Source organism: Bdellovibrio bacteriovorus, assembly GCF_001592745.1.
Taxonomy (GTDB): domain Bacteria; phylum Bdellovibrionota; class Bdellovibrionia; order Bdellovibrionales; family Bdellovibrionaceae; genus Bdellovibrio; species Bdellovibrio bacteriovorus_B.
In genome coordinates, this window is sequence record NZ_LUKD01000001.1 from 670,557 (window position 1) to 691,398 (window position 20,842).

Annotated in this window: 13 protein-coding genes; 4 read left to right on the forward strand and 9 right to left on the reverse strand. The window is 45.7% G+C overall.

The window, feature by feature from the left end; all coding sequences use genetic code 11:
- The first annotated feature begins 122 nt into the window (after positions 1 to 122).
- Together AZI87_RS03220 and AZI87_RS03225 are read left to right on the forward strand one after the other, a co-directional pair.
- Positions 123 to 5,192: a zinc-dependent metalloprotease gene (locus AZI87_RS03220; protein ID WP_063204978.1), complete on the forward strand. Its 5,070-nt coding sequence runs from the start codon at positions 123 to 125 to the stop codon at positions 5,190 to 5,192.
- 73 nt (positions 5,193 to 5,265) lie between these two features.
- Entirely contained in the window at positions 5,266 to 5,748 is a 483-nt protein-coding gene (locus AZI87_RS03225) for a hypothetical protein (RefSeq protein ID WP_063204979.1), read from the forward strand.
- A gap of 37 nt (positions 5,749 to 5,785) precedes the next feature.
- Here AZI87_RS03225 and AZI87_RS03230 read toward each other — a convergent pair whose 3' ends face one another.
- From AZI87_RS03230 to AZI87_RS03265, 8 genes are all read right to left on the reverse strand, one after another.
- Complete coding sequence (locus AZI87_RS03230) at positions 5,786 to 6,580, reverse strand: PilZ domain-containing protein (RefSeq protein ID WP_063204980.1); 795 nt, start codon at positions 6,578 to 6,580, stop codon at positions 5,786 to 5,788.
- 50 nt (positions 6,581 to 6,630) lie between these two features.
- Positions 6,631 to 9,714, reverse strand: a complete 3,084-nt coding sequence (locus AZI87_RS03235; RefSeq protein WP_063204981.1) for a UvrD-helicase domain-containing protein — start codon at positions 9,712 to 9,714, stop codon at positions 6,631 to 6,633.
- The gene (locus tag AZI87_RS03240) at positions 9,690 to 12,413 is read right to left on the reverse strand and encodes a PD-(D/E)XK nuclease family protein (RefSeq protein ID WP_063204982.1); all 2,724 of its coding nucleotides are present in this window, start codon (positions 12,411 to 12,413) and stop codon (positions 9,690 to 9,692) included. Before AZI87_RS03240 ends, AZI87_RS03235 begins: the two co-directional genes overlap by 25 nt.
- A gap of 7 nt (positions 12,414 to 12,420) precedes the next feature.
- Positions 12,421 to 13,539 carry a hypothetical protein gene (locus tag AZI87_RS03245; protein WP_081112117.1) on the reverse strand — a complete coding sequence of 373 codons (1,119 nt, stop codon included), beginning with the start codon at positions 13,537 to 13,539 and terminating at the stop codon, positions 12,421 to 12,423.
- Positions 13,536 to 14,567 (reverse strand): hypothetical protein, encoded by a 1,032-nt coding sequence (locus tag AZI87_RS03250; protein WP_063204984.1) that lies wholly within the window; start codon positions 14,565 to 14,567, stop codon positions 13,536 to 13,538. Before AZI87_RS03250 ends, AZI87_RS03245 begins: the two co-directional genes overlap by 4 nt.
- A gap of 9 nt (positions 14,568 to 14,576) precedes the next feature.
- Complete coding sequence (locus tag AZI87_RS03255; RefSeq protein ID WP_253696392.1) at positions 14,577 to 15,662, reverse strand: hypothetical protein; 1,086 nt, start codon at positions 15,660 to 15,662, stop codon at positions 14,577 to 14,579.
- A gap of 120 nt (positions 15,663 to 15,782) precedes the next feature.
- Complete coding sequence (locus AZI87_RS03260; RefSeq protein ID WP_063204985.1) at positions 15,783 to 16,634, reverse strand: hypothetical protein; 852 nt, start codon at positions 16,632 to 16,634, stop codon at positions 15,783 to 15,785.
- A complete protein-coding gene (locus tag AZI87_RS03265; RefSeq protein ID WP_063204986.1) occupies positions 16,634 to 17,818 on the reverse strand; it encodes an esterase-like activity of phytase family protein in 1,185 nt (394 codons plus the stop codon). The genes AZI87_RS03260 and AZI87_RS03265 overlap by 1 nt, the downstream gene beginning before the upstream one ends.
- Before the next feature lie 124 nt (positions 17,819 to 17,942).
- On the opposite strand from AZI87_RS03265, the gene AZI87_RS03270 reads away from it, so the two are divergent.
- Entirely contained in the window at positions 17,943 to 18,728 is a 786-nt protein-coding gene (locus AZI87_RS03270; protein ID WP_063204987.1) for a hypothetical protein, read from the forward strand.
- 111 nt (positions 18,729 to 18,839) lie between these two features.
- Entirely contained in the window at positions 18,840 to 19,586 is a 747-nt protein-coding gene (locus AZI87_RS03275) for a hypothetical protein (protein ID WP_063204988.1), read from the forward strand.
- A gap of 69 nt (positions 19,587 to 19,655) precedes the next feature.
- Here AZI87_RS03275 and AZI87_RS03280 read toward each other — a convergent pair whose 3' ends face one another.
- On the reverse strand, positions 19,656 to 20,837 hold the full coding sequence (locus AZI87_RS03280; protein WP_063204989.1) for a conjugal transfer protein TraF: 1,182 nt from the start codon (positions 20,835 to 20,837) through the stop codon (positions 19,656 to 19,658).
- Positions 20,838 to 20,842 lie beyond the last annotated feature (5 nt).

A 20,842-nucleotide genomic window follows, 5' to 3' on the forward strand; every position in this document is an offset into this window, starting at 1 on the left:
CGCAACCGGAAGCTCGTGGCACTTTCAGTGCATTTATATCCCTTAAGGAGAGTGTCTTTGTTCTAGGCCCATATATTCGATGTGGCGCCATGAGCAGTGACAATTTAGGAATGGAGAGAAAAATGGCTCACAAACCTCAGTACACAAAAGCATTTACGGCTTTGTTGACCTTCGCCCTCGTGGCCGCGGGTTGTACGAAAAAGCGTGATGCGACTTTACCGGATTCAGAAGCTCTAGAGATCTTTGCGATTTCAGACTTCGCGACCCCGTCAAGTGAAGGTTTTAAAGCCATCGCAAAATCCAGCGCCCGCGAGAAATCTTTAGTTGAAGCAACTAGCAACAAGGCCTCAAACGAAAAAGGTTTGGTTGCGGTCGACACATCAGATTCTTCCATCCCTCAACGTTTGCGCTTCATGTTTGAAAACCTAGAAGTTTCCGGTCAGGAAGCTCAAGACTTCAAAATCGTGTTCGGCGTAGACTCTAAATACGTAACGGCGTACAAGCTGACAAACAATGTTGAAGGCTTGACTCGTCTTGAAAAGCAACTCGCTGTCTCTCCAAGCGAAGTTCAGCTTTCTATTGATTTACAAAAAGCCACTTCCTCTCAAGCTAAAAAAGAAATCATGAATAAGATGGCAACGGCGCAAAAAGCTCGTTCGGCTTCTTTATTGAACCGCGCTAACATCAACGTGTTAGTTCCTCTTTTCAAATATGACATCGCTCAAAAAGGTGTTCTTGAAAGAACAAAAAATGAACTCAGAGAAAGTACTTCGACATTGAAGTTGCGTGAAACTGAGTTCAGTCAAGCGACTCATATTCGTTTGAATATTACTTCAGATTCTCGTAAAGACGTGGGCAGCGTAGACCAAAAAGTCGAAATGGACCAAATCTTCACGATGGAGTCTTTGGATAACAAAATCCACAGAGCTGCAGACCTTCAATCTCGCTACAACTTCAACATGAAGTTCGTGGCTGACGATTCGCAAGTTCTTACGAAGCTTGATTCTGACGACATGAAAGTTTACGAACTAACAACGGTTGGTTCTTTGTCTGACGATGAAAAACGTCTTATCAATACAGGTCGCGCAGCGGGCGAAATCATCCGTTGCTCTGACTCTGGCGTGACTTCTGCGGATAAGAACTGTGTTCTTCGCTTGGTGGCGAAAGTTCCAGTGACTTATAAAAATGCTCGTCTAGTACTTGCTGACTCTAAAGAAAACACTTCTAACACGATCGAACTTCAAAAGGTCACTAAAGCGCAAGCTCAAGGCCTGGTTGAAATCGCTCGCGAAGTGCGTGCAGAGCGCGCTCGTCCAACAGGTATCATCGATCCTTTGAATACAATCAAAGTTGCGGATCTTAAGGGTGAGTTCTATTTCAGAAGAACTTTCGAAGATGCTTCTAATATGATGCTTATCGGTAAATCCGGAACAAGCGGTGATCTTTCAGTAGTAAAATTCGAACTTGAAAAAGACCGTTTGGTTGTTCGCAACCAAAAAGCTTTGATCAAGTACGAAGGTCAAACAGCGAAAGACAAAGAAGAGTTGATGTCTGTTCCTGTTAAATACTTCAAACTTGAGACTGTCGATGCTGATGGTGTGGCTCTTCACGTTCCAAAATTGATTGACGCGAAAAAAGAAGATGCGGAATACGTAGAGATCGACTGGACGAAAAATACAATCCCAGTTGCAAACTCTCCGTTGGCTTTCTTCGACGCCGGTGAATGCTGGGCTGCAGAGACTTCTCAACAAGTCACTGATATGGATATGCGTTTAAACAACGATGGTATCTTGAACTTCTCTTTGTCTGGTTCTTACACTGTTAAACCAGGTTGCCATAATGCCCCAACAACGAACAACTACGCTTTGGGTTGGAATGTTCAATTCAACTACAACGTGATCGAGCGTCTTTCATTCAAGAAACGCACGAACGCGCAAGTTGACGATGCTCAATGGGCACCGAACATCGCTCCCAACGTTCAAAGCTCTTTGAACTTCGCAACATTCACTATGGGTGAAACAATCACTTCTACTGATGTTCGTCCAGGCCGTGAGAACAGCGAAGTGTACCGTCCGGTGGTTCATGACTTCCGTAACGGCAAAGTATTGCACTACTGGGTTGGTGGTTTGAAAAATGCTCCTTCTGACAGAAAAGCTCTTATCACTCAGGCAGCCGTCGAGGTCGTGGCTGAGTGGAATGAAGCTTTCCGCAAAGCTTTCAAAGGTACGAACCTTGAGCGCTCTGGTGACTACATCGTTCTTCACACAGGTGATGATGACACAGGTCACTTGGGTGACTTGGACCGCAACTACTTGTGGTTCTTTGACCAACCGACTGAAAACGGTCTTTTGGGTGTGGCTCAGCCGGCACCAAATCCATACTCTGGTACAATCATCGCGAACAACGTGATGGTTTACTCTGGAAACTCTGAGATGGAAATCCGTCGCATGATGGAATCTTACAAAGAGTCTCGCGAGTACGAAAAAATGTTGGACGAAGCAAAACAAGAGGCTTTGGCTGAATTCCAAAAAGAATTGGCAGCACAACAACAAGGTTCTTCTTCTGCAGCTGAAGGCTCAGCGGGTGCAGCTTCGGGATCTGCAGCAGCTGAAAAAGTAAGATCTTTGACGAAATCTTACGGTTCATTCGTACAGAAACTAGTATTGTCTTCACGCCCAGTGGCGGCTCAACGCTTCTCTTCTAAGTACGCTTCGAACGTGGCTGTTAAGAAAGCTGGTAAGTCTTTGCAAGCTAAGGTTCTTAAAGGCAGAAACGTAGTTTCAGATGCGAAAGTGACTTCGAACAAAGATTTCACTCGCAGTGTATTGCAAGCGGCTCTTTCTCAAGAGTTGAAGAACGATCCAATCATGATGGAAGCGATCATCGCTCGTGAGTTGGCTCGCACTGAAAATGGCATGTCTCAACAAATGAAACAATTGTTGTTGAAGCAGGCGCAAATGAAAGAGATGTCTGCAAGATTTGACCAACAAGCTAAAAAACGTGGCGGTTGCTTCTTGTACACTCGTACTGAGTACAACGACAAGTTCTTGAACTCGGACTTCAACACTTTATTCAAGAAAGAGATCAAAGCGACACTATTGCATGAAGTGGGTCACGCGATCGGTCTTGTGCACAACTTCAAAGGTTCTTTCGATAAAGCAAACTTCAACTTTGCTGGCGAAGAAACAAACCGCAACTATACATCCATCATGGATTATATCGCGGCTCCAGAGATGGAATACCAAGGCCCAGGTACATACGACGTGCATGCATTGCGCGCGGCTTACACAGGTTTGGTTGAATTGAGTGATGACATCAAAGCGATGGTTGCTAAAACAGGTGGTGTTTTGACGAACCAATCTAAAGTGTCTGTAAACACGGTAGGTGGTCAGTTCATCGCATTCCAAGATGTTAAGAAGATCTTGGGCTTCAGATACTTCTCTGATATGGCGAAACAAACTGTTGCTCAAACAGGTCTTTTGAAGCACTACGGTCAATGTAACGATATGGAAGTGGGTCTAGAGCCAGGTTGTGCGCGCTATGACCAAGGTGCTTCTGCGGTTGAAGTTGTTAAAAACGAAATCCAGAACTACCACAGATCTTACGCGACTTCTTACCACGCGTCTGATCGTTTGAACTTCGGATGGCCACAAAAAGTAAACGTGATCAGAAACTCTATCTCTAGATTCTCTACGATCCGCGCTTACTTGGATGACTACTTCAGAATGGTGATCTACCGTACGGCATTGTCAGACGCTGAAATGGCTGACTTCCGTGAGGCTTCCCACCTTGGATACGATTTCTTCCACGAAGTGATCCGTATCCCTGACACGAACTTGGCTTTCGGTAACTCGAAAGAAGAAATCAAACAACGTTTGATCCCAGTTCCATACATGTTGAACGAACCCGTTGTTCAAAACGGTCAGCAAGCTGTCGATGCAAATGGTCAGCCGGTGTTTAAACAAACTCCTGACGTGCGCATCCTTGAAGCACGCCGTGTTTACGACGCGGCTCCGGCTCCGATGAGCGATCGTTTGGATACTTTGGGTATCGGTTACGACAAGCAGTTTGCCCTTCAGTTTTTGTTGACTGCAAATCCAGCAGCTATGACTGATGACTCGCAAACGGGTTGGATTGGTTACAACGAATTCGAACAATACTTCATGGGAGTTCAACATGCGGCTCAATCTCAGAACATGTTGACGCTTCTTGAAATCATCTCTGGCACATTGAACGCGGGCTTCGTGGACAAATACCACAACTTGCAGACAGTGGAATTGCCAGTGAATGTGAACAGAAACTTGCTTGATTCTGCAACTTTGGGTGGTTTGGCTGATACGAACCAATACCGTTACCCAGGTTTGGATACCTTCGCAGAGTTCTTCAAAGTGGGAACTTTGAAAGGTGGAAAAACAGTTAAAGATCGTTTGATGGCGACTCGTTACGGTCAAAGTTCAAAATCGGCTGCGGGTGTTAAGTTCTTCGCTGCTGACAACGCGATCGGTGCGCAAGTTCTAGTAAGCAAAGCGGCTCGTAAAGGCGCGCTTCTAGAAAACAAAGATACTTTGGCTCAAGGTATGATCCAAATGATCCAAGCGGACATGGAATTGAGTGCAAAAGTGGCCGCGGTTAAAAAGGCCGACGAAAAGTTGAAAGACAAAGCATTTGCTGACATCGTAGCTTCTTCTGAAGAGCTTAAAGCTGTAGCTGCTAAAGGTGATGCTGCGGCTGCGGAACTTGTGAAGACATTGACAGCTTTGAACCAAAACGGCGCGATCGTGTCGGCTGAAGAGATCAAAGCAAATCCAAACTTCGCTTTGGATAAGCAAGTGTTGATGTTAAGAAGCATGACTAGCAGATCTATGTCATACTTCACGCAAGTAAAACCAATGCTTGAGCAAGTTCCTTTAGAGCAGTTGAACAACGTATTGCAACAGTTGGCGGGTTTGAAGTCAAACAACACGACTCTTGCAAACTCTTTGGATTTGCTAGCGCTAGGTCAGGAAGTTTTAGTTCAAGCCGTGTCTTCAGTACAAATTGTACTTAAAGACCGTGGCCCAGTATCGGGTGATGTGGTGATGGGATTGATGATGGATGCTTCTCCATTGTCGAACTCACAACAAAACTTGATGTACGCGATCGAAGATCTTGCTCGCTACACAAGCATCTTGAATCCTGAGTACATCTACTAATACGAATTTTATATACGCGGCCCCGCTCTCTCCTGGGGTCGCGTTTTTTATTTTCCAAACCACGGAGTCCATAATGAAAAAAACAGTTCTCTTGGGTCTTTTATTGTTAGGAAGTTCTTCTGCATTTGCCAGCATACAGGACTATATCGGCCGCTATGATTTACAGCGCGAAGAGCTTAAGGACGGGACATTCTGTTATGAAGGCCTGATTGTTAGCAAAGAGGGAAAAGAAATTTCTCTTTATCGTTCGGACATTACTGAGTTCGCGTTGGTCAAGAGTGAACTCAACTCATCTCGTGAAGTGCGCAGCTCTCATGGGGAGGCGATGACGACAACCAAAGGTAAAGACTCCGTGACTTTGAAGGACGACGGCACTCTGGTTTTTCAATTTAGCGGTATTGAAAGCATTTTGGGTGTCCCCGCTTCCCGAGTGAAGGACGCCGTAGCTTTGAAACTTTCAGACGACAAGAGCACCCTGTTTGCGGTTCGTAAAACGGCGGACGGACTTGCGGGCTTAAATCGCGGTGAAGCTCGTTGCGTTTACAAACGTCAGTAATTCTCAATAAAAAAAGGGAGCTTTCGGCTCCCTTTTTTTATGACTTAAATTTAGGAAATAGTCCTTCGCCCTTCGTTACGAGCTTTTTCAACCAAGCTCCGAAACTGTCTTCAGGCCCCGGCAATCGCTCTGCTACAATCTTATTATCCGAATGCAACTTATCAATCGCGCGCTTCACCTGTCTTTGGCTTTCGTTGGTATGTTCAAAACGAACTCCCCAACCTTCACTGCCTGGACGATTCACACGATAGACGACCAGCCCTGAAACAACAGTTTCGTGATCATCAAACTTCCAGTAAACGTCGACCTTATCACCCTCAGCAAGCTCTGGTCCCGCCGTCAGAAACAAACCACCTTGCGAAAGATTTTTAATGAAAGCTTTTGCGCCATTAACCGTTCCTTCTTGATTGAAGTTATAACGAGGAGCAGCTTCCCACCAACGCATGCGGGGATCGAAGTAAACTTGCTGTACAGAAGGCACGACAAAGTAGGCAACAATCAGAACATCGACAAGAAGAACTGCGATCAGAACCACCAACGTATTCCAGTTCATGCTTGTCCAATAACTATAAAGATTCGAAAGCAGAACTAAAGCGATACAAGCAAGATACGCCCAGTAGCTCCAGCGGCGGCAAATGTAAATGAAGATGCCCGCAAGAATCGGTACGCCCACATATAGAAGCAACAAAGGCTTCGGTAAAATCTCAAACCAATAAGTCCACTGCTGCGGAAGCGTACGTCCCGAGCGGAGGGCATTAAGAATAAGATTTCCAATGGGTGCGAAAACATGAAGAAGTGCAAGAACGATCAAGGACCAGGGTTTTCTTTTCATATACTCAAATGATAAGAAAGCCCTTGGTACTAGACAAGGGAAAACAAAAGTCAGGACTCCGGTGACTGTATGTACTCGAGAAGTCTTTTTTCCATTCGAGAATTCATCTCTGCCAGACTGCGGACATTCTCTATCTTCACCAATCCCTCCATCGGATAAACAACAGCAAGATTGATTTTATGAACGCCGTCTAAATACTTCATTTGATAAAGAGCCCATGCATAGGCTTCTAACTGTTTAAAGGCGGTCTCTGAATACCGTTGAGAGCCAGTTTTATAGTCCACCATCCACAAAGTATCATCAACGATGCCCCAAAGATCGATCTGACCTTGCATCAGAGCATCTTTAAAACTCAAAGCAAAACCCCATTCGACATGTCCCTTTTCAATGATCTCTAAAAGAGGAATGTCTTTGGTTTCAGTTAAGAACTGCAAAGGCTTTTTTAAATCTTCATCTGAAACCTTTAGTAGTTCTTCGTAAGAGGTGTATTTTAAGGCTTCAAACAATCTATGGGCATTCGTACCCTGCTGAGCCCGAGCTAGACCTTGCCCTAAAGCACCAGCTTTCGGAGTGTAAGCAGAGCCCGAGATCGCTTCCGGTGCTACGAGTTCCGTGACAGAGATAAATTTGCGTTTAGCTTCTACGTCTTCGCCTTGCCATGCCGGACGAAGATTCTTATGTTCCAATGCCTCGCTTTGCATTTTCTTTGGCAATAGGTTTTCCACGCGCACCACATAAGAAAAATCTTTTTCCTGATGCAGACCTTCTTCCAGGTTCAAAGGACATTGCGCGGCCCATGACTTCTTCCCGATCTTTCGGTCCCAAATTAAAGAGACACCGGATTTGGCGCGAGTCATGGCTACGTAAAGCACTCGATTGAACTCTTCACTTTCACGCTGACGAAGCTCTTCCGTGATTTGATCAGCTAGAATACTTCCGGTCATCGCTTGAGTTTCTTCATTGCGAACTTTCAGGGACCACAAACCATCTTGTTCTCTGATACTGAGCACAGGGGCGTGACTAGCGCGAGGATCTTGTCCCATGCCTGGTAAAATAACTTGATCAAACTGCAACCCTTTGGAGGCATGCACGGTCATGAAGTTCACACGCTTAGGCTCAATCACCGGCGTCGCATCAGCATCTTCCCCGCCTTCGTCCGTCGACAAAGTTTCAAGGCTAGAGTCTAAGAAATCCAAAAAGTTAAAGCCCGGTCGGCGTTCCTCTTGGCTAAGAAGTGCCACGACCTTCCATAGATTGGCCTCGCGACGTCCCGTTGAATCGATTTTTGCGGAATAATCAAAAAGTCCCAGGTCAATCAAAGCTCGCTTAAAGGTCCAAGACAGTCCCTTGGTTTCACTTTGCGCAATCAAAGTTCTAAGAATGCGCAACGGATGAGTTTCATCTTTTTGCTCCAAAGGCTTTTGCGCCTCTTTCCAGAAGGAATGCTTGAAGCTGTGACAGTAACTTGCAATTTCACTGTCCGACAACGCCAACCATGGGGATCTTAACAAAGCCACGAAATTGGCATTATCATGAGGATTCACCAAGAATTTCAAAATAGCCAAGGCGTCTAAAACTTCGCGACGCTCATAAAAACCACTGCCACTGTGAAGCTGCAAGGGAACACCGTACTCTTGGGCCACCTTCGCAATATCTTCCAAAGTTTTATGAGTACGTCCTAACACGCAGATCTGTTCAGGGCTCACGCCTTCCGCCAGAAGCTCTTGGATACGGGCCACTGTCGTTAAAACCTCGGCGGACGTTTCATCTTCCTCGCCTGTTTCGGAAAGTAAAACTTGCACAACAGGATCGTCATTTCCTTTACGGATTTTATCTGGAGCCGGAGTCATGGCGGCAAACTGCTTGCTCAGCTTCGTAAAGTAGTGATTGAAGAATTCTAACACTTCTGGCGATGAGCGGTAGTTCGTCAGTTTGATCTGCACATCACCGTTTTGGCTTTGGATTTCGCTGACCTTTTCCTGGAAGACTTCCGAACGGGCTCCACGGAAAAGATAGATACTTTGTTGGGGATCTCCCACCACAAACAAAGGACGCTCGCCGATAAGGTGACGCAACAACCGCACTTGCACAGGGCTTGTATCCTGGTATTCGTCGACCATCCAAAAATCCCACTCTTGCGAAAACTTCACGGCAGTGTCTGGGGACTCTTGAATGATTTTGTACGATAGAGTCTCAAGGTCACTCATAGAAAGCAGACCCTGCTCTAGTTTCGTGCTCATAAAGTCACGACAGAAGAAAGCCGCGAGTTCATCAAAAAGTTCACAGTTCTTTTGATGCTTTTCCCAAAATACGGGACGATAGCGGGGCTCTTCTAAGAGCTTATCAATACGCTCACGCAATTCTTCTAATTCTTCATGAAGACTGAGCGAAAATGGCGGCGTCGCTTTTCTGAACTGAGGTTTCGAAGTGTGTTCCCAGAAACTCTCCAGGCGTGCAAAGAATTCATCCCAAGACGACACTGCCCAAGAGAAGTTCGCTAAAGATTGAGCGTATTCCTGCCACTTTTCATTGGAGGCTTCTTGTCCGATCTCAGTGCAGACTCGCTTCAGCTTACCTGCGATATCTTTGACGACTTTTTCAGTTTCCTTTTGCATGTCCCCTTTTTCAATAAAGGTCATGTTGGGAAAGATCACATTTTCAGAGAAATACTTTAGCAAGGCGCTTTCCAGGGTTTGAAAGTCGTATTCTTCCAGAAGCTCTTGCAAAGAAGGATTTTCTAACAAGTACTTGCGCATGATTTTACGCGCGCCCTTGCGGATCTCGGAATCGCTCATGATTTTATAATCAGGCGTCAGTCCGATGCTCGAACCATAACGAGATAAGAACAGACTTAAAACCCCGTGAATAGTTGAAATCTGAACTTGCGACTTTGCACTGACATAGTGGAAAAGATCTTCACGTCCTTCGGATAAAGCTTTACTTAAAAGACGTTCTTTCAGTTCTTGCGTGGCTTTGCGCGTGAAGGTCGTCACGACGATGCGTGGAAACTTGCCGTTTCTTTCTTTAAAGTCGCTAGCAAACTTCAAAAAAGTTTGAGTCAACGTTGTGGTTTTACCCGCACCGGCACCGGCGCGCAGAATGGTGTTTTTTAATTCAGATGTGGGGCTCGACATTGTCGCCTCCATTCACAACCAGAACAGGTCTTGAAGTCCGCGGGTTTTGCCTGACTTTCACCTTTTTTAATACGATCTAAAGTTCCCATAAGAACTGTGCTGAATTCAGAAAGATATTTTTCTTTGGATTCAGCCGTGGCATTTTTATCTTTCCGTTTTGAAGACGGAAACAAACCTCCGGCAAAATCTTCGATTTTAAATCCTTTGCGTTCGAAGTTCCTAAAGACGTAATAAAAAAGACCGATGACTTCTCCGCCAACGTCTTCTAGCAGGCCTTTTTCAATCACCCACATGTAAAACAAAAGTTGCAGCTCGCGGTTTTTAAACCACGAAGCATGAGAAGAGATTCCACCTGCGGAACTCTTATAATCCAGAACAACCAACTGACTGACACCATCCCCGTCAATACGGTCGATTTGACCAGAGATACGGAAACAGTTGTCTTTGGGTTCTCGAGAAATTTCTTCGGTCACTGGATCTAGATAAAATTCGAAACGCTTTTCTCGGGCCAAAGTACGTGTTTTCTTAAACTCATCCCGCCAACGCTTTTCAAACTCTAAAAAGCGCTGTCCTAAATGAATGTGTTTTTTCTTGAATGGTTTCCAAAGACGATCATCAGCGAAAAGAAGTTTCTTTTCCGTTTTGATTTCTTCTAGAACCTGGTCCAACTCTTCCGTGGTCCAATTAAAGCGCATCGGCTCTGCCGTCAGTTTTTCAAATAGAGCATGGGCCAACTGACCACGAGTTCGATGATCCACATCCAGATCAATATCAGGAAGGTCTTTTAATTTAAAATATCTTTGCGCTGCAAACACGAAAGGACACTCTAGGAAGCTTTCTACAGAGGACGCAGAGATTCGCGGTAAATTTGGCACTTGAATATTTTCAAGCTCCATCTTTCCCATATCCTGTTGAATGCGTCTTTCGATATTTTCTTTACGTGCATCCACCCAAGGACGCCCCGCAGTTTGATCAGAGTGCTGCAATTCATCCCAACGAGTTTCTTTAGGAAGATTTAAAGATTCGTGATCGCCAGATAAGCTCATCCAGAATGTGCAAGGAGAACAGAGGCTACCGCTTAAATCTGTAGCACCAAAACAGAAAATGTCGTGAGTGCTTTCAGCTTCTGCCAACAAACGAAGTTCAAAATCCAAATCACTTTGATCTGGATTATCCAAGTAGAAACCAATGTCTTTTGCTAACTCAAAATAGTCTTGACCCGAAAGCTGCGTTTTATTTCTGGCACGCAAAGCCTCGTCAGTCAGACCTACGAAGATACGGTACTGCGCCTTTTCACTATGCGCTGACATCAGCTTTGTCACCATGATGCCGCGAGGATGGCCTTTTTCTAAAGTGTACTCTTTAGCGGCCACGATGCTTTCAAGATAACTCAGCCATTCTTTCCAAATAAGTTTGGTCGAGCTAATGGCATTTTGTAAGAGCTCGCGCAAGATTACTTGCACAATGTCAGTCTCGGCTGAGTTCCAGTACATCAAGGCTTTGGCGACAAACTCGTCGCGACTTAAAACTCCAGTAAGATCCAATTGCTCATGGAAGACCTTATAGACTGTTTCATTGCGGGCAAGATCTTCATTCACGTAAAGGCTCTTAAACAACGAACGGAATTCTTCATAGCGAAGCTCTTGAGATTCTTCTTTATCGAAGAAAGAAATTTCAAGGTCCGAGCTGGAAAGCCGTCCGCTCTTAGAGCGAAGTAAAGCCAGCCAACGTGTGACTGAGGGAAGACTTTGCGCTTTGTGCGTAATATCCTTTTGAACCGGAATGCCTTCTTCTTGCAAATACGACTGCAAAACCGGCCAGTAGGTTTCGATATCAGGAGCAACGATGGCAATAGATTCGGGGGACTTTCCTTCATCCAACCATTCGCGCACCTGCCCGACACTGTGTTTGATTTCGGCTAGCATTCCCGAAAAACGCATCACATCCTGGCGCTTTTCCTTTTTTACGACAGAAGGAAGCTCTTGCACCTTCTGACTTTGTTGGCGCAGATCTTCGTAAGGCTTTAGAAGGAAATGGAAATCTTTTTTCCAAGATGGATTCGGCTCTAAAACAATCACGTCCACGGAACGAGAAAGCACGCGCAGGATTTCGGCCTCGACACGTGAGATTTCCCCGCTCAGATCGACGATCAAAGGAATGTCCCAGACGCGTTCAAGCTCATTGAAGTTTTGCAAATAAGCCGTGATCCAGTCCGCAGTGATCACGCGGTGGTCTTGAAGAAGTTTCAGCGCACAGAAACGCGCGCGCAAGTACCAATCACGCCACCGGTTCTTAGATTCAGGGTGAGTTTCGAACCACTCTTCTAGGCGTGAGGTTCCCTCGGGGTGGAAAAGCACCGCCGCCATTTGGTCGATATAAGAAAAGACCGTGTCCTCTGCGGAAGAGTTGACGCCAAGAACTTCGGCGTTCTCGTCCATAATAGTGCGCAGAAGAGATCGTGCAAAAGGATCGCTCACCAAACGCAAACCCGGATCCAAACGCTTCAACAGAATTTTCCAAAGATCACTGGCGCGCAAAACAGACTCATCAACATACTGTCCTTCGCGTGCCAGAATTTTTTGTTGAAGTTCGAATTTTGTGCGCAAGTCAGAGACCAACCACGATTGTGAACGTGGATTGTAGTTCGCAAAAATCTGTGCGATCTGAGTTCGACTGTCTATAGGAATGACTTGCAACATTTACGAATTACCGGCGTTGTTTAAGTTTACGTCTCTTGCCGTTATTATCCGTGAATTTGAAGTTTGCATCAAAGCTTAAATCAATACTGAGACTCGCCATATAACGGGAATCCCCGTCTTGGCCTGGATAAAGACCGGTCTCCTCAGTGTAACTTACAGCATCAAGATGGAATATGAGAAAATTCACACCCACACCGTAACTGAGGTAACCTTGATTATATCCCGCGCGCAAGTCGATCAGTGGAAGAGAAATCTCCGTTCCGACGTGCAGTTTCTTACCTATTTCGATTTCAGGATTCAAGAGTCTGCGGCCCTCGACGCCTATCACCCAATCAAGGCCAGGCAAATCCATTCCAACGCCCGCACCAAAGACTAAATTCTGCTCGATATGAACGGGCGCATCGTCGCCCTCTGTTTTCTTAAATGCCGTGTTACCGACGTCCTGCCACACAAGCGTGAGTGTTGGCTTTAAAATCGGCAAAGGAATCTCATGCAAGATCGCGAGATCCGCACCATACCCTTGCCCTTTGTTGGCAAAGCGATCACCTATATCCGACAAACTGCTCGAGTCTGCAATATCACTGATGCTCAACTCTTGCGTCGAGCCCCCTTGACGAGACACCCTCTTCACACTCATTCCAAAATAGGTGGAGGGGCCTAAAGAAAAGGCTGTCCCCAAATAAATGGCTTGATCACTGCGGAAGTAGGTTTCGAACTGCGGGAACGCTGGATTGTGAAGTTCGGCCGTCACTTCCGTATCGTACAAATAGCCGCCAGAAATTAAAGGCAACGAAATCGCCGCTTTCCCTACGCCTTGGGCCCACAGTTTTTTGCCATAGAACTGGTTGAATGTGGAAGGGTCATTGGCATCGATATTTTGCAAGTCATCCAAACTGTCGACCAAGGTTTTATTCGCTCCGGCCATTAAATCAATCAGCTTGATATCAATGGCGGCGGCTCTTTTTAAAGCTGCGGGATTAACGAACAAGGCATCCGCATCACTTACAAACGGCACTAACACTCCCCCCATCCCGCGTGCGCGAATAGAGCGTGTTGTTTCACCCAAAGACTGCGCGAAACTCTGTGCACTGAATGTCAGGATAAGTGCGGCAAAAATCAACTTCATGGAGCTTGCATCCCCGGACAACAATCCGCATTCACAGAAATAGTAGGAGGAGATCCCATCGTGTAGTTCACGACGATATCGGCAATATCACAAGCTCCTACACCAAGACTGCTGCTTTCAATCATACGACGAAAAATTCGACGCAATTTTGGAGTGACATCCGCATCTTGAGTTGTCGTACATACAATAGGATCTGCCACGTCTGCACCCAAACCGAAATCTTGATAAGTCGGTGTGTTTGAAGGCATTCCTAAATCAACCCAAGTCACTCCCATCGGAGCGCCATGATCTTGAGGCGTTCCAATAGGTGGAATAACCACGTCTGTTTGACAAAGGGTTTGAGCATCACCAAAAGAATCCCCTGCGGTTCCAGACGTCAATTCATCGCCTAAAGCGGTTAAGTTTTCAAAGACCAAACCGACACCCGTAACAATGCGATCGACTTCCGCATCGCTGAGTTTTCCGGCGGCAGCACTGACAGTACAGGCTTCGACTCCCCCATCGGGCGAGCCGTCTCCAAGACCCGCAGCATCAGTATCAAATTTTGATTTTAATGTCGTCGCCATGCGAGTAAGTCCCAGGATGGCAGCAAAAAGATTTTGATCATTTGTTCGTTGTGCCGCCGTGGTTCCGATACTCATTAGAATGCCGATGGCGTTATCACAGGCCGCAACATCCGTCGCTTTTCCCGCGAAAATTTGCAGTGCAATTTCAAACATTTTCGTCGAAGAAACACCTTTAAGCGCACTGACTAAATCGAAGAATGAAATACCACATTTACCGCCATACGCATGCATTAAACTGGTTTTCACGTCATTGCGGGCCTGATAATCCGCAGACAATTGCGTCGTCATAATCGAGATCGCATCGTCCCAAGCAGAATCATCCATTTTCTTTTTTGCTTCCAAATAAAGAGCGGCATCTGAATCCGTAGATGCATATTCGGTCAAAACGTTTTCCTGATTACTACAAGAAGTCGCCACCGACAGAGAAATTAGAATGATAAAGAGATGTCTAAAATATTTCATGCCTCATCCTTAAAACCGGTAAGCAAACTTCATAGTATAACGTCTGTCTTCTTTAGGTTCGTCTTGAGTGCCGACTTCTTCGCCGTAAGATGCAAGCTGCCATTGAAAGTGTTCTGTAGAATACTCAAAGCCTGCGGTCCAGTATCTTTGATTATATCCTCCACGGAAAAAGAAGGCATCCCCGAAGTTCAATTCGAAACCACCGTGAATCAATTTGGCCTTATCCTCTTCATCACCTGATGTTAATAAGCCACGGTACTCTACCGTCCAAGCGGAACGAATGTTGTTCGAGTGAATCGGAAAGAGAGCCGCTGCCACATCGATGTCTTGCTTTATCAAATTGGGACGGTTGACTGTGTCTAATCGGATACCACTTGCTTGATCGAAGCTCGTGCCGCCCACATCACGCACGACGGCTGTCACCGTCGGCAGAAACTTCCAAGGCGCCGCCAGGATCAACCCAACATCCGTTGAAAGGCCGACCCCCTCACTTGCGATGGAATCATAATCCAGTGGACCTGTGGCACTCAAAGTTTGATTGTCCACTTCAATGCGGTTGATAAGTTTCGTGTTAAAGCCAAGCTTGATTCGTCCATCCCAGAAACGGAAGTTAAATCCGAGAATGAAGGCCACGTCATTACGATAGTAAGTGTCGATCGTCGTTCCATCACCGGACATCTCAGCATCTAACAGATAATTTCCATAAAGTCCCACACCGAAATTTCTGCCAACAAATGAAGGAAACACTTGAGCTTTGGCGTGATAGTACGAACTGCGCTTTTTGTCCAAGGCTGGCGCAACGTCTTCTAATGAAAAAGGATTAGAAAAAGCTTCTTCGCTGTAGAATCCAGGAGCGTTGTAACCCAGTTCAATTTCGGGGTCGATGATGGTGCCGTAAAAATCTCGAAGTTTTCCCAAGGCTGCGGGATTTACTATCAATGCGGTTTCATCATTGGTAACAGCAATACAGGCCCCACCCATGGCTTGGCAGCGAACACCTGAATAAAAACTACGACGCTCTCGTGCATTCACTTCGTAAGTGAACGCCATCAATGCAAAAATTTGAAAGAGCGCGATCCACAAAATCCTTTTCATAGATACCTCGCTAAAAACACGTGGAATATATCAAAAGGCTTATCGGTTCAATGGGGGCTCATATTGAGACAAGAAGGGAAAATAAGGTCCTTGGTCGTGTAGACGGGCTCTCTTCCGACTTTAAAAGCCAAGAAGAGAGTTGATGCGCGAAAGACGGTTCAAGGTTTCCAACTGAGGTTTGCTGCGACCGGGTTGCAAATCTTCAGGCTGAAGGTCTTGCTCTTTCATGAATGCGCAGATGGATTGAGCAAAGTTCTCTTGAGACATTTCATCTTCCAATTGAAATTCAATTTCATATTTCTTTTGAATGAATGTACTACCGACAAAGTCTTCACCTTGAGTGATAGAAACTTCCACGCGTCCCCAACCCATATCTTGCAGGGCCGTCCACTTGATCTTTTTCGTCAAATGGCTCGCCGTAAAGTACCAGTGGTTATTTGCGGGCACAGAAAGCAGTTTGTCTAAAAGAGGAAGCTTGAGTCCCACAATTTGCTGGTGAAGTTTTTGAACATCATGCACAGCCTTTGATAAATCCGCTCCATTCAAAGCATCTAATTGCTCCACGACGGCACGCGCGAATTTTTCGCGATCATGGCTGTTCAATTTCAACTCTCCGACAGCTTTTTCTTTAACTTTGAAAGTCCACCCCTCGGAACACACTGAAGGCAGAATCGAGATCTTCGTGTTGGCCTGAAGAACAGCTTTCCCTTTCGTAGTTTTCAGACGGAACTTATACATCTCGGGATTGGGGATTAATAGGAAGCTTCTGCCATCATATATGTCTGCGTAATAGTCGATGCGCTCTTCGCCAGTGAAAGCATATTTTTTCAAAATCTTTTGAGCGGCGGCTTCTTCGAGGTTGAAACCCGCTTCGACTTGATTTTTTATACTGTCATCTTTCGCGTTCGCTAACGACGAGCTTACGACAACAGAAAGTATCGGTCCCAGCAAAGCCTTAGTCAGAGTCCTCATCACTTGCTTTCCTCTTTTTTGATTACGAACAAATAGTTTTTACTTCCGACCTCGGCATCATGCACGCCAAAGTCATTGTCGTTAACGATATAGACTTGACCATCCTTATCCGTCGTCATGCCTTCTAATTTTTCAAAATCTTGTAAGCCTTTTTCAGTCAGGTTCAAGACTTCGGTTTTTTCAATAGCTTTGACGTCTTTAGGAATTTTAAAAGATTCCAAAGCCAAAGATTCATGCACGACGTTGCTGGCTTTCGTGCGATCCATGGCAAAAACTCTTTGCCACGCTTTTTTGCCGGTCTTCCCGTTTTGCTCCAAGACCCAAATACGCCCGTCAGGTCCCACAGTCGCCGCTCCAATTTTACCGCCCTCTTTGCTAAGAGGATAAAAGTAAACGCCCACTGTTTTTTCTTTGATTGGATCAAACTCTAAGACCGGAGCCCGATTTTTATCAAGATCAGGAACGCCACTTTGCAGGAACACCAATAAGGTTTTTTCTGGTGTAAAGACCAAGGCTTCAAATCCACGGTTCAATTTTCTTTTAGCATAGAAATACGGAAGTTCCTCAATCCCCGTGCGCTCTTTGGAAGACCCCTTAGGAAGAAATCTTTTTTGCACAAGCCCGTCGGCATTCACCTTCAAAAGTGACGGCCCATACTCTTCACTCACCCAGAAATTCTTTTGCTCGTCTAGTGCCAAACCTTCTGGATCAAGTCCGATAGCATCGAACTTTAAAACAGTGCCTTTGGCATCCATCGGAGTTTCGTCGGCACCCGTTGGATTGACCTTAGGGTTCACATTCGGCAGACCGGTGATTAAAATCGGTTCAGGTTTCAATGTCACTTTGACCTTGAGACCAACGCTTTGAATGAGCTTCACTTCACCGTTTTTAAATTCAAACTTAAGAATTTGCGGATTGTAAGCGGGATGAAGAAAAGCTCTTTCAGGAGTTTTCTTATCACCCTTTTCTTTCCCGTTGGGTCCGCGATCCGTGATAGAGTAAAAAACACGTTTTTCTTTTGAGGACTCTGTCGGAGCATAGACAAGATCTGAAAGCCCTCCTAATAACACCTTACCTTCCGAATTTTCAAACAGGGGCTTTTCAGATTGGATCAAGTATTTCTCTGCCGGCGCCGCCTGAGCCACCGTCGAAACAAGCAGTGTTAATGCAATGTATTTACGCATTTTTGTCCCCATTAGTCTGGTATATGTGGTCAAGGACTTATCGACAATAACTAATCTGTCGACTGATAAAACTCTGACTGAATCCTAACAATAATTTTGGTGAATTTTCCAATATAAAAAGGCCATGAAGCTGACTTTCCGCCATCTCATTCTATTTTTGTTCTTTTTGATGTGCCGACCTGGTTTTGCACAAGAGGCGGTCAGCGTTATCAGGGATCCATCACCAAAAAAATCGTGGAATATCAAAGTCGAAATGGAAGCCAAGTCAACCTTCGATAAAGATAAGAACGTGAACGGATACACGACAGAGGCCGATCTTCAAATAACACGTATGTGGTCTGAAAATTACGGAACAGTTTTCGGTGCTCAAGTCGGACACAAAGTCGATGACGAAGAAACAAGGTCCCAAATGGAAGAAGCGACTTTAGGTCTACGAGTCGTTCAAGAGTTCTGGGAACTAAAATGGCGCACCCAACTGACATACAATTACATTCTTCGAGAAGAACAGCGCCTTAAAGACTTCCGCGATGGCTCTTTAATGTTAGATATTCGCACGAATATTCCGTTGCAACGCTGGGGTAAAGCGCGATTGCGATTGAAGCACGCCGAGTATCTTCCAACAAAGACGGAAGACGATATTGAAATTCGCCAAACCAAGCTCGAGCTTTCACCCTCTTATCTTTGGGGAAGATTTGCGACCGGATTTAAAAATCAAATCAGCCGTCTTTCCACATTTGCCGAGAACCTCCATACACTAGATGTGGCTCCTTTTATAAAATATGAAGGAGCTCATTTTGAGCCTATGCTTAAAATCATCTACCGCCCTGTGGAAAAATCCGCACAGTTTCACACAGCTCAAAACTGGGAATCACATCCCATTTATGCTTTAGAAATGGAAATGAATTTCTAGCGTCTCAAGTTAAGACGAAACTACATTCTTTTAATCAAAATCTGAGTTAAGGCCCCCCTTCGGATTCCGATAAGTACTAAGTACTTTCAAGACTTCATGAAGGAGACTTCAATGCAAATCCATAAATCTGCAGCTGTGCTAGCGACATTAAGTTTGGCTTTGGTCCTTACGGGATGTGAGGGTGAACAAACTGAAAAGGACATGATCGCAGAAGCCCAGTTCTGCCTTGATAAGGCCACAGATGAAGCTTCGGCGATGGCATGTACAAGTAAGATCACAGGTCTTAGTTCTCCACGTGCTTATGCACTTCGTTGTGCGGCTGGTTTCATCGCTGCCGAAGTGACGGACCCTGCAAATCTTTCCAATGCTCTGAATGCTATTCAAGACAACCAAGGCACGACAGCTCTTCTGTCGGCTTTAACATTTCCGCGCCAAGATCTTATGAATGATACTTTTGCCGCCTGCAATGCTTCCGGCCAAGATGGTTTAGCGTTGATTGGTGCCATGGCAAAAAGTGCGACCTTGCTTTCAAACCTTTCAGGTGGAGCCTTCGGTTCTTGCACTTCCATTTCTGACTGCGACGCGGCTCAAATCGAATCGACAATCAACAACTTGATCGCGGGCCTCACGTCTGGCGACCCTACTGAAGTGGCGGATGCCGAAGAAGCTATCACTCAGGTCACTGAGGTGGTACAGACAGTTTATACGACAACTTGCGGTGGTACACAGACAGCTAACGATGATATTTGTGGACAGATTAATACAGCTTTGGGTCAAGCCGGAGTTGATATCGCAACGACAGATCCAGCCGAAATCGTAGAGCTTGGAAAAAAGCTTTTGGAGCAATGGACTCAATAGTTCCCAAGTCAAAAGCCACAAAAAAAGGCTTCCCTGTGGAAGCCTTTTTTATTTTTAGACTCTGTGAGCTTAAAAATCCAGGTTCAATCTTGTCGCATACACCCGACTTTCAATCGGCGTATTTCTTGTCCCTACGTCGTCGGCGTAAGAAACAACATCCAAGTTAAAGATCCCTAGTTCGGCAGACAATCCCGCAGTCCAGAAACCTTGGCTCATGCCGACGCGGTATTGCCCTTTCCACCAGCTTGTCACTGTCCAATCAAACTCAAAACCTAAGTGAATGCCTTTTCTCCACGTGAAATCAGGATGTCCTAAATCACGCACATCAAGCACTCCGCGGCCGCCAAAGATCCACATAGACGGATATTCCCAGCGAGAGCCTAAGTCGAACACGCGGTGCAATTTTTCCGGCGTGCCGTTTTGTTTTTCTTTATTTACTAGTTGCATAGACTGGCCAAAGCCGGTTTCAGCAACGTTACGAACAACCGCACCGAAGGTGGGATGAGCTAGGCGAAGAACCGACCAAAACCCGGAATCAGGTAGCTCTGGCGTCCACAAGACACCAAGGTCCGCGTCGATGGTATAACCTTCCAAAAGATCTTCTTTAGAAACAATCTCGTCGCTAGCGGCTAAGTCTGTCGCACTGATCGGCTGACTGAAAAATCCACGGTTCACAAATTTCCCCGTAATACCCCATGAAAGGCGGCCATGATCGAACCAATGAAGATCATCGCCGTAAGCAAGACCCAAAGTGGTGTCTGCGTAAACCGTCGCATTTAAAGTCGGACCGACTTGTTGATGCATGGCCATTTCCACGCTGACATCCATCGGGATTAAAGCCACTCCCCAATTGGGGCGGACCCAAAAGCCTTCTAACGGAGCCAATCTTAAAGAATAAACATCTCCATAGTGCTTTTGAATAAGTTCCAAATACGCCGTTTGCTTGTCGGTCTCGGACTGATTCGAAGATTCAATCTTTGAATACTCGTCATAGAAATCCAAAGCGCCCGGAGTCCCGGCGGCACTCAATGAAAGATTGATCTGACCGTCGTCTCTTCTGGCGAGACCCGCGGGATTATAAAAAATCGCGGAATAGTCATTGGCTACGGCAACAAAGGCATCACCCATCCCTAAAGCGCGAGGAGCTTGATAATGGTGATGAATAGTGGTGCTGATGCTTTCTGCCTGGGCAACAGGTCCAGTTAACAGCGCAAAAAGACCCGTGAGGAATAAAGATCCCCGGTTCGACATAAATT

Coding starts and splice junctions, on each gene's coding strand:
- AZI87_RS03220 (WP_063204978.1), top strand. CDS start 123: ATGGCTCACAAACCTCAGTACACAAAAGCATTTACGGCTTTGTTGACC.
- AZI87_RS03225 (WP_063204979.1), top strand. CDS start 5,266: ATGAAAAAAACAGTTCTCTTGGGTCTTTTATTGTTAGGAAGTTCTTCT.
- AZI87_RS03230 (WP_063204980.1), bottom strand. CDS start 6,580: ATGAAAAGAAAACCCTGGTCCTTGATCGTTCTTGCACTTCTTCATGTT.
- AZI87_RS03235 (WP_063204981.1), bottom strand. CDS start 9,714: ATGTCGAGCCCCACATCTGAATTAAAAAACACCATTCTGCGCGCCGGT.
- AZI87_RS03240 (WP_063204982.1), bottom strand. CDS start 12,413: ATGTTGCAAGTCATTCCTATAGACAGTCGAACTCAGATCGCACAGATT.
- AZI87_RS03245 (WP_081112117.1), bottom strand. CDS start 13,539: ATGAAGTTGATTTTTGCCGCACTTATCCTGACATTCAGTGCACAGAGT.
- AZI87_RS03250 (WP_063204984.1), bottom strand. CDS start 14,567: ATGAAATATTTTAGACATCTCTTTATCATTCTAATTTCTCTGTCGGTG.
- AZI87_RS03255 (WP_253696392.1), bottom strand. CDS start 15,662: ATGAAAAGGATTTTGTGGATCGCGCTCTTTCAAATTTTTGCATTGATG.
- AZI87_RS03260 (WP_063204985.1), bottom strand. CDS start 16,634: ATGAGGACTCTGACTAAGGCTTTGCTGGGACCGATACTTTCTGTTGTC.
- AZI87_RS03265 (WP_063204986.1), bottom strand. CDS start 17,818: ATGCGTAAATACATTGCATTAACACTGCTTGTTTCGACGGTGGCTCAG.
- AZI87_RS03270 (WP_063204987.1), top strand. CDS start 17,943: ATGAAGCTGACTTTCCGCCATCTCATTCTATTTTTGTTCTTTTTGATG.
- AZI87_RS03275 (WP_063204988.1), top strand. CDS start 18,840: ATGCAAATCCATAAATCTGCAGCTGTGCTAGCGACATTAAGTTTGGCT.
- AZI87_RS03280 (WP_063204989.1), bottom strand. CDS start 20,837: ATGTCGAACCGGGGATCTTTATTCCTCACGGGTCTTTTTGCGCTGTTA.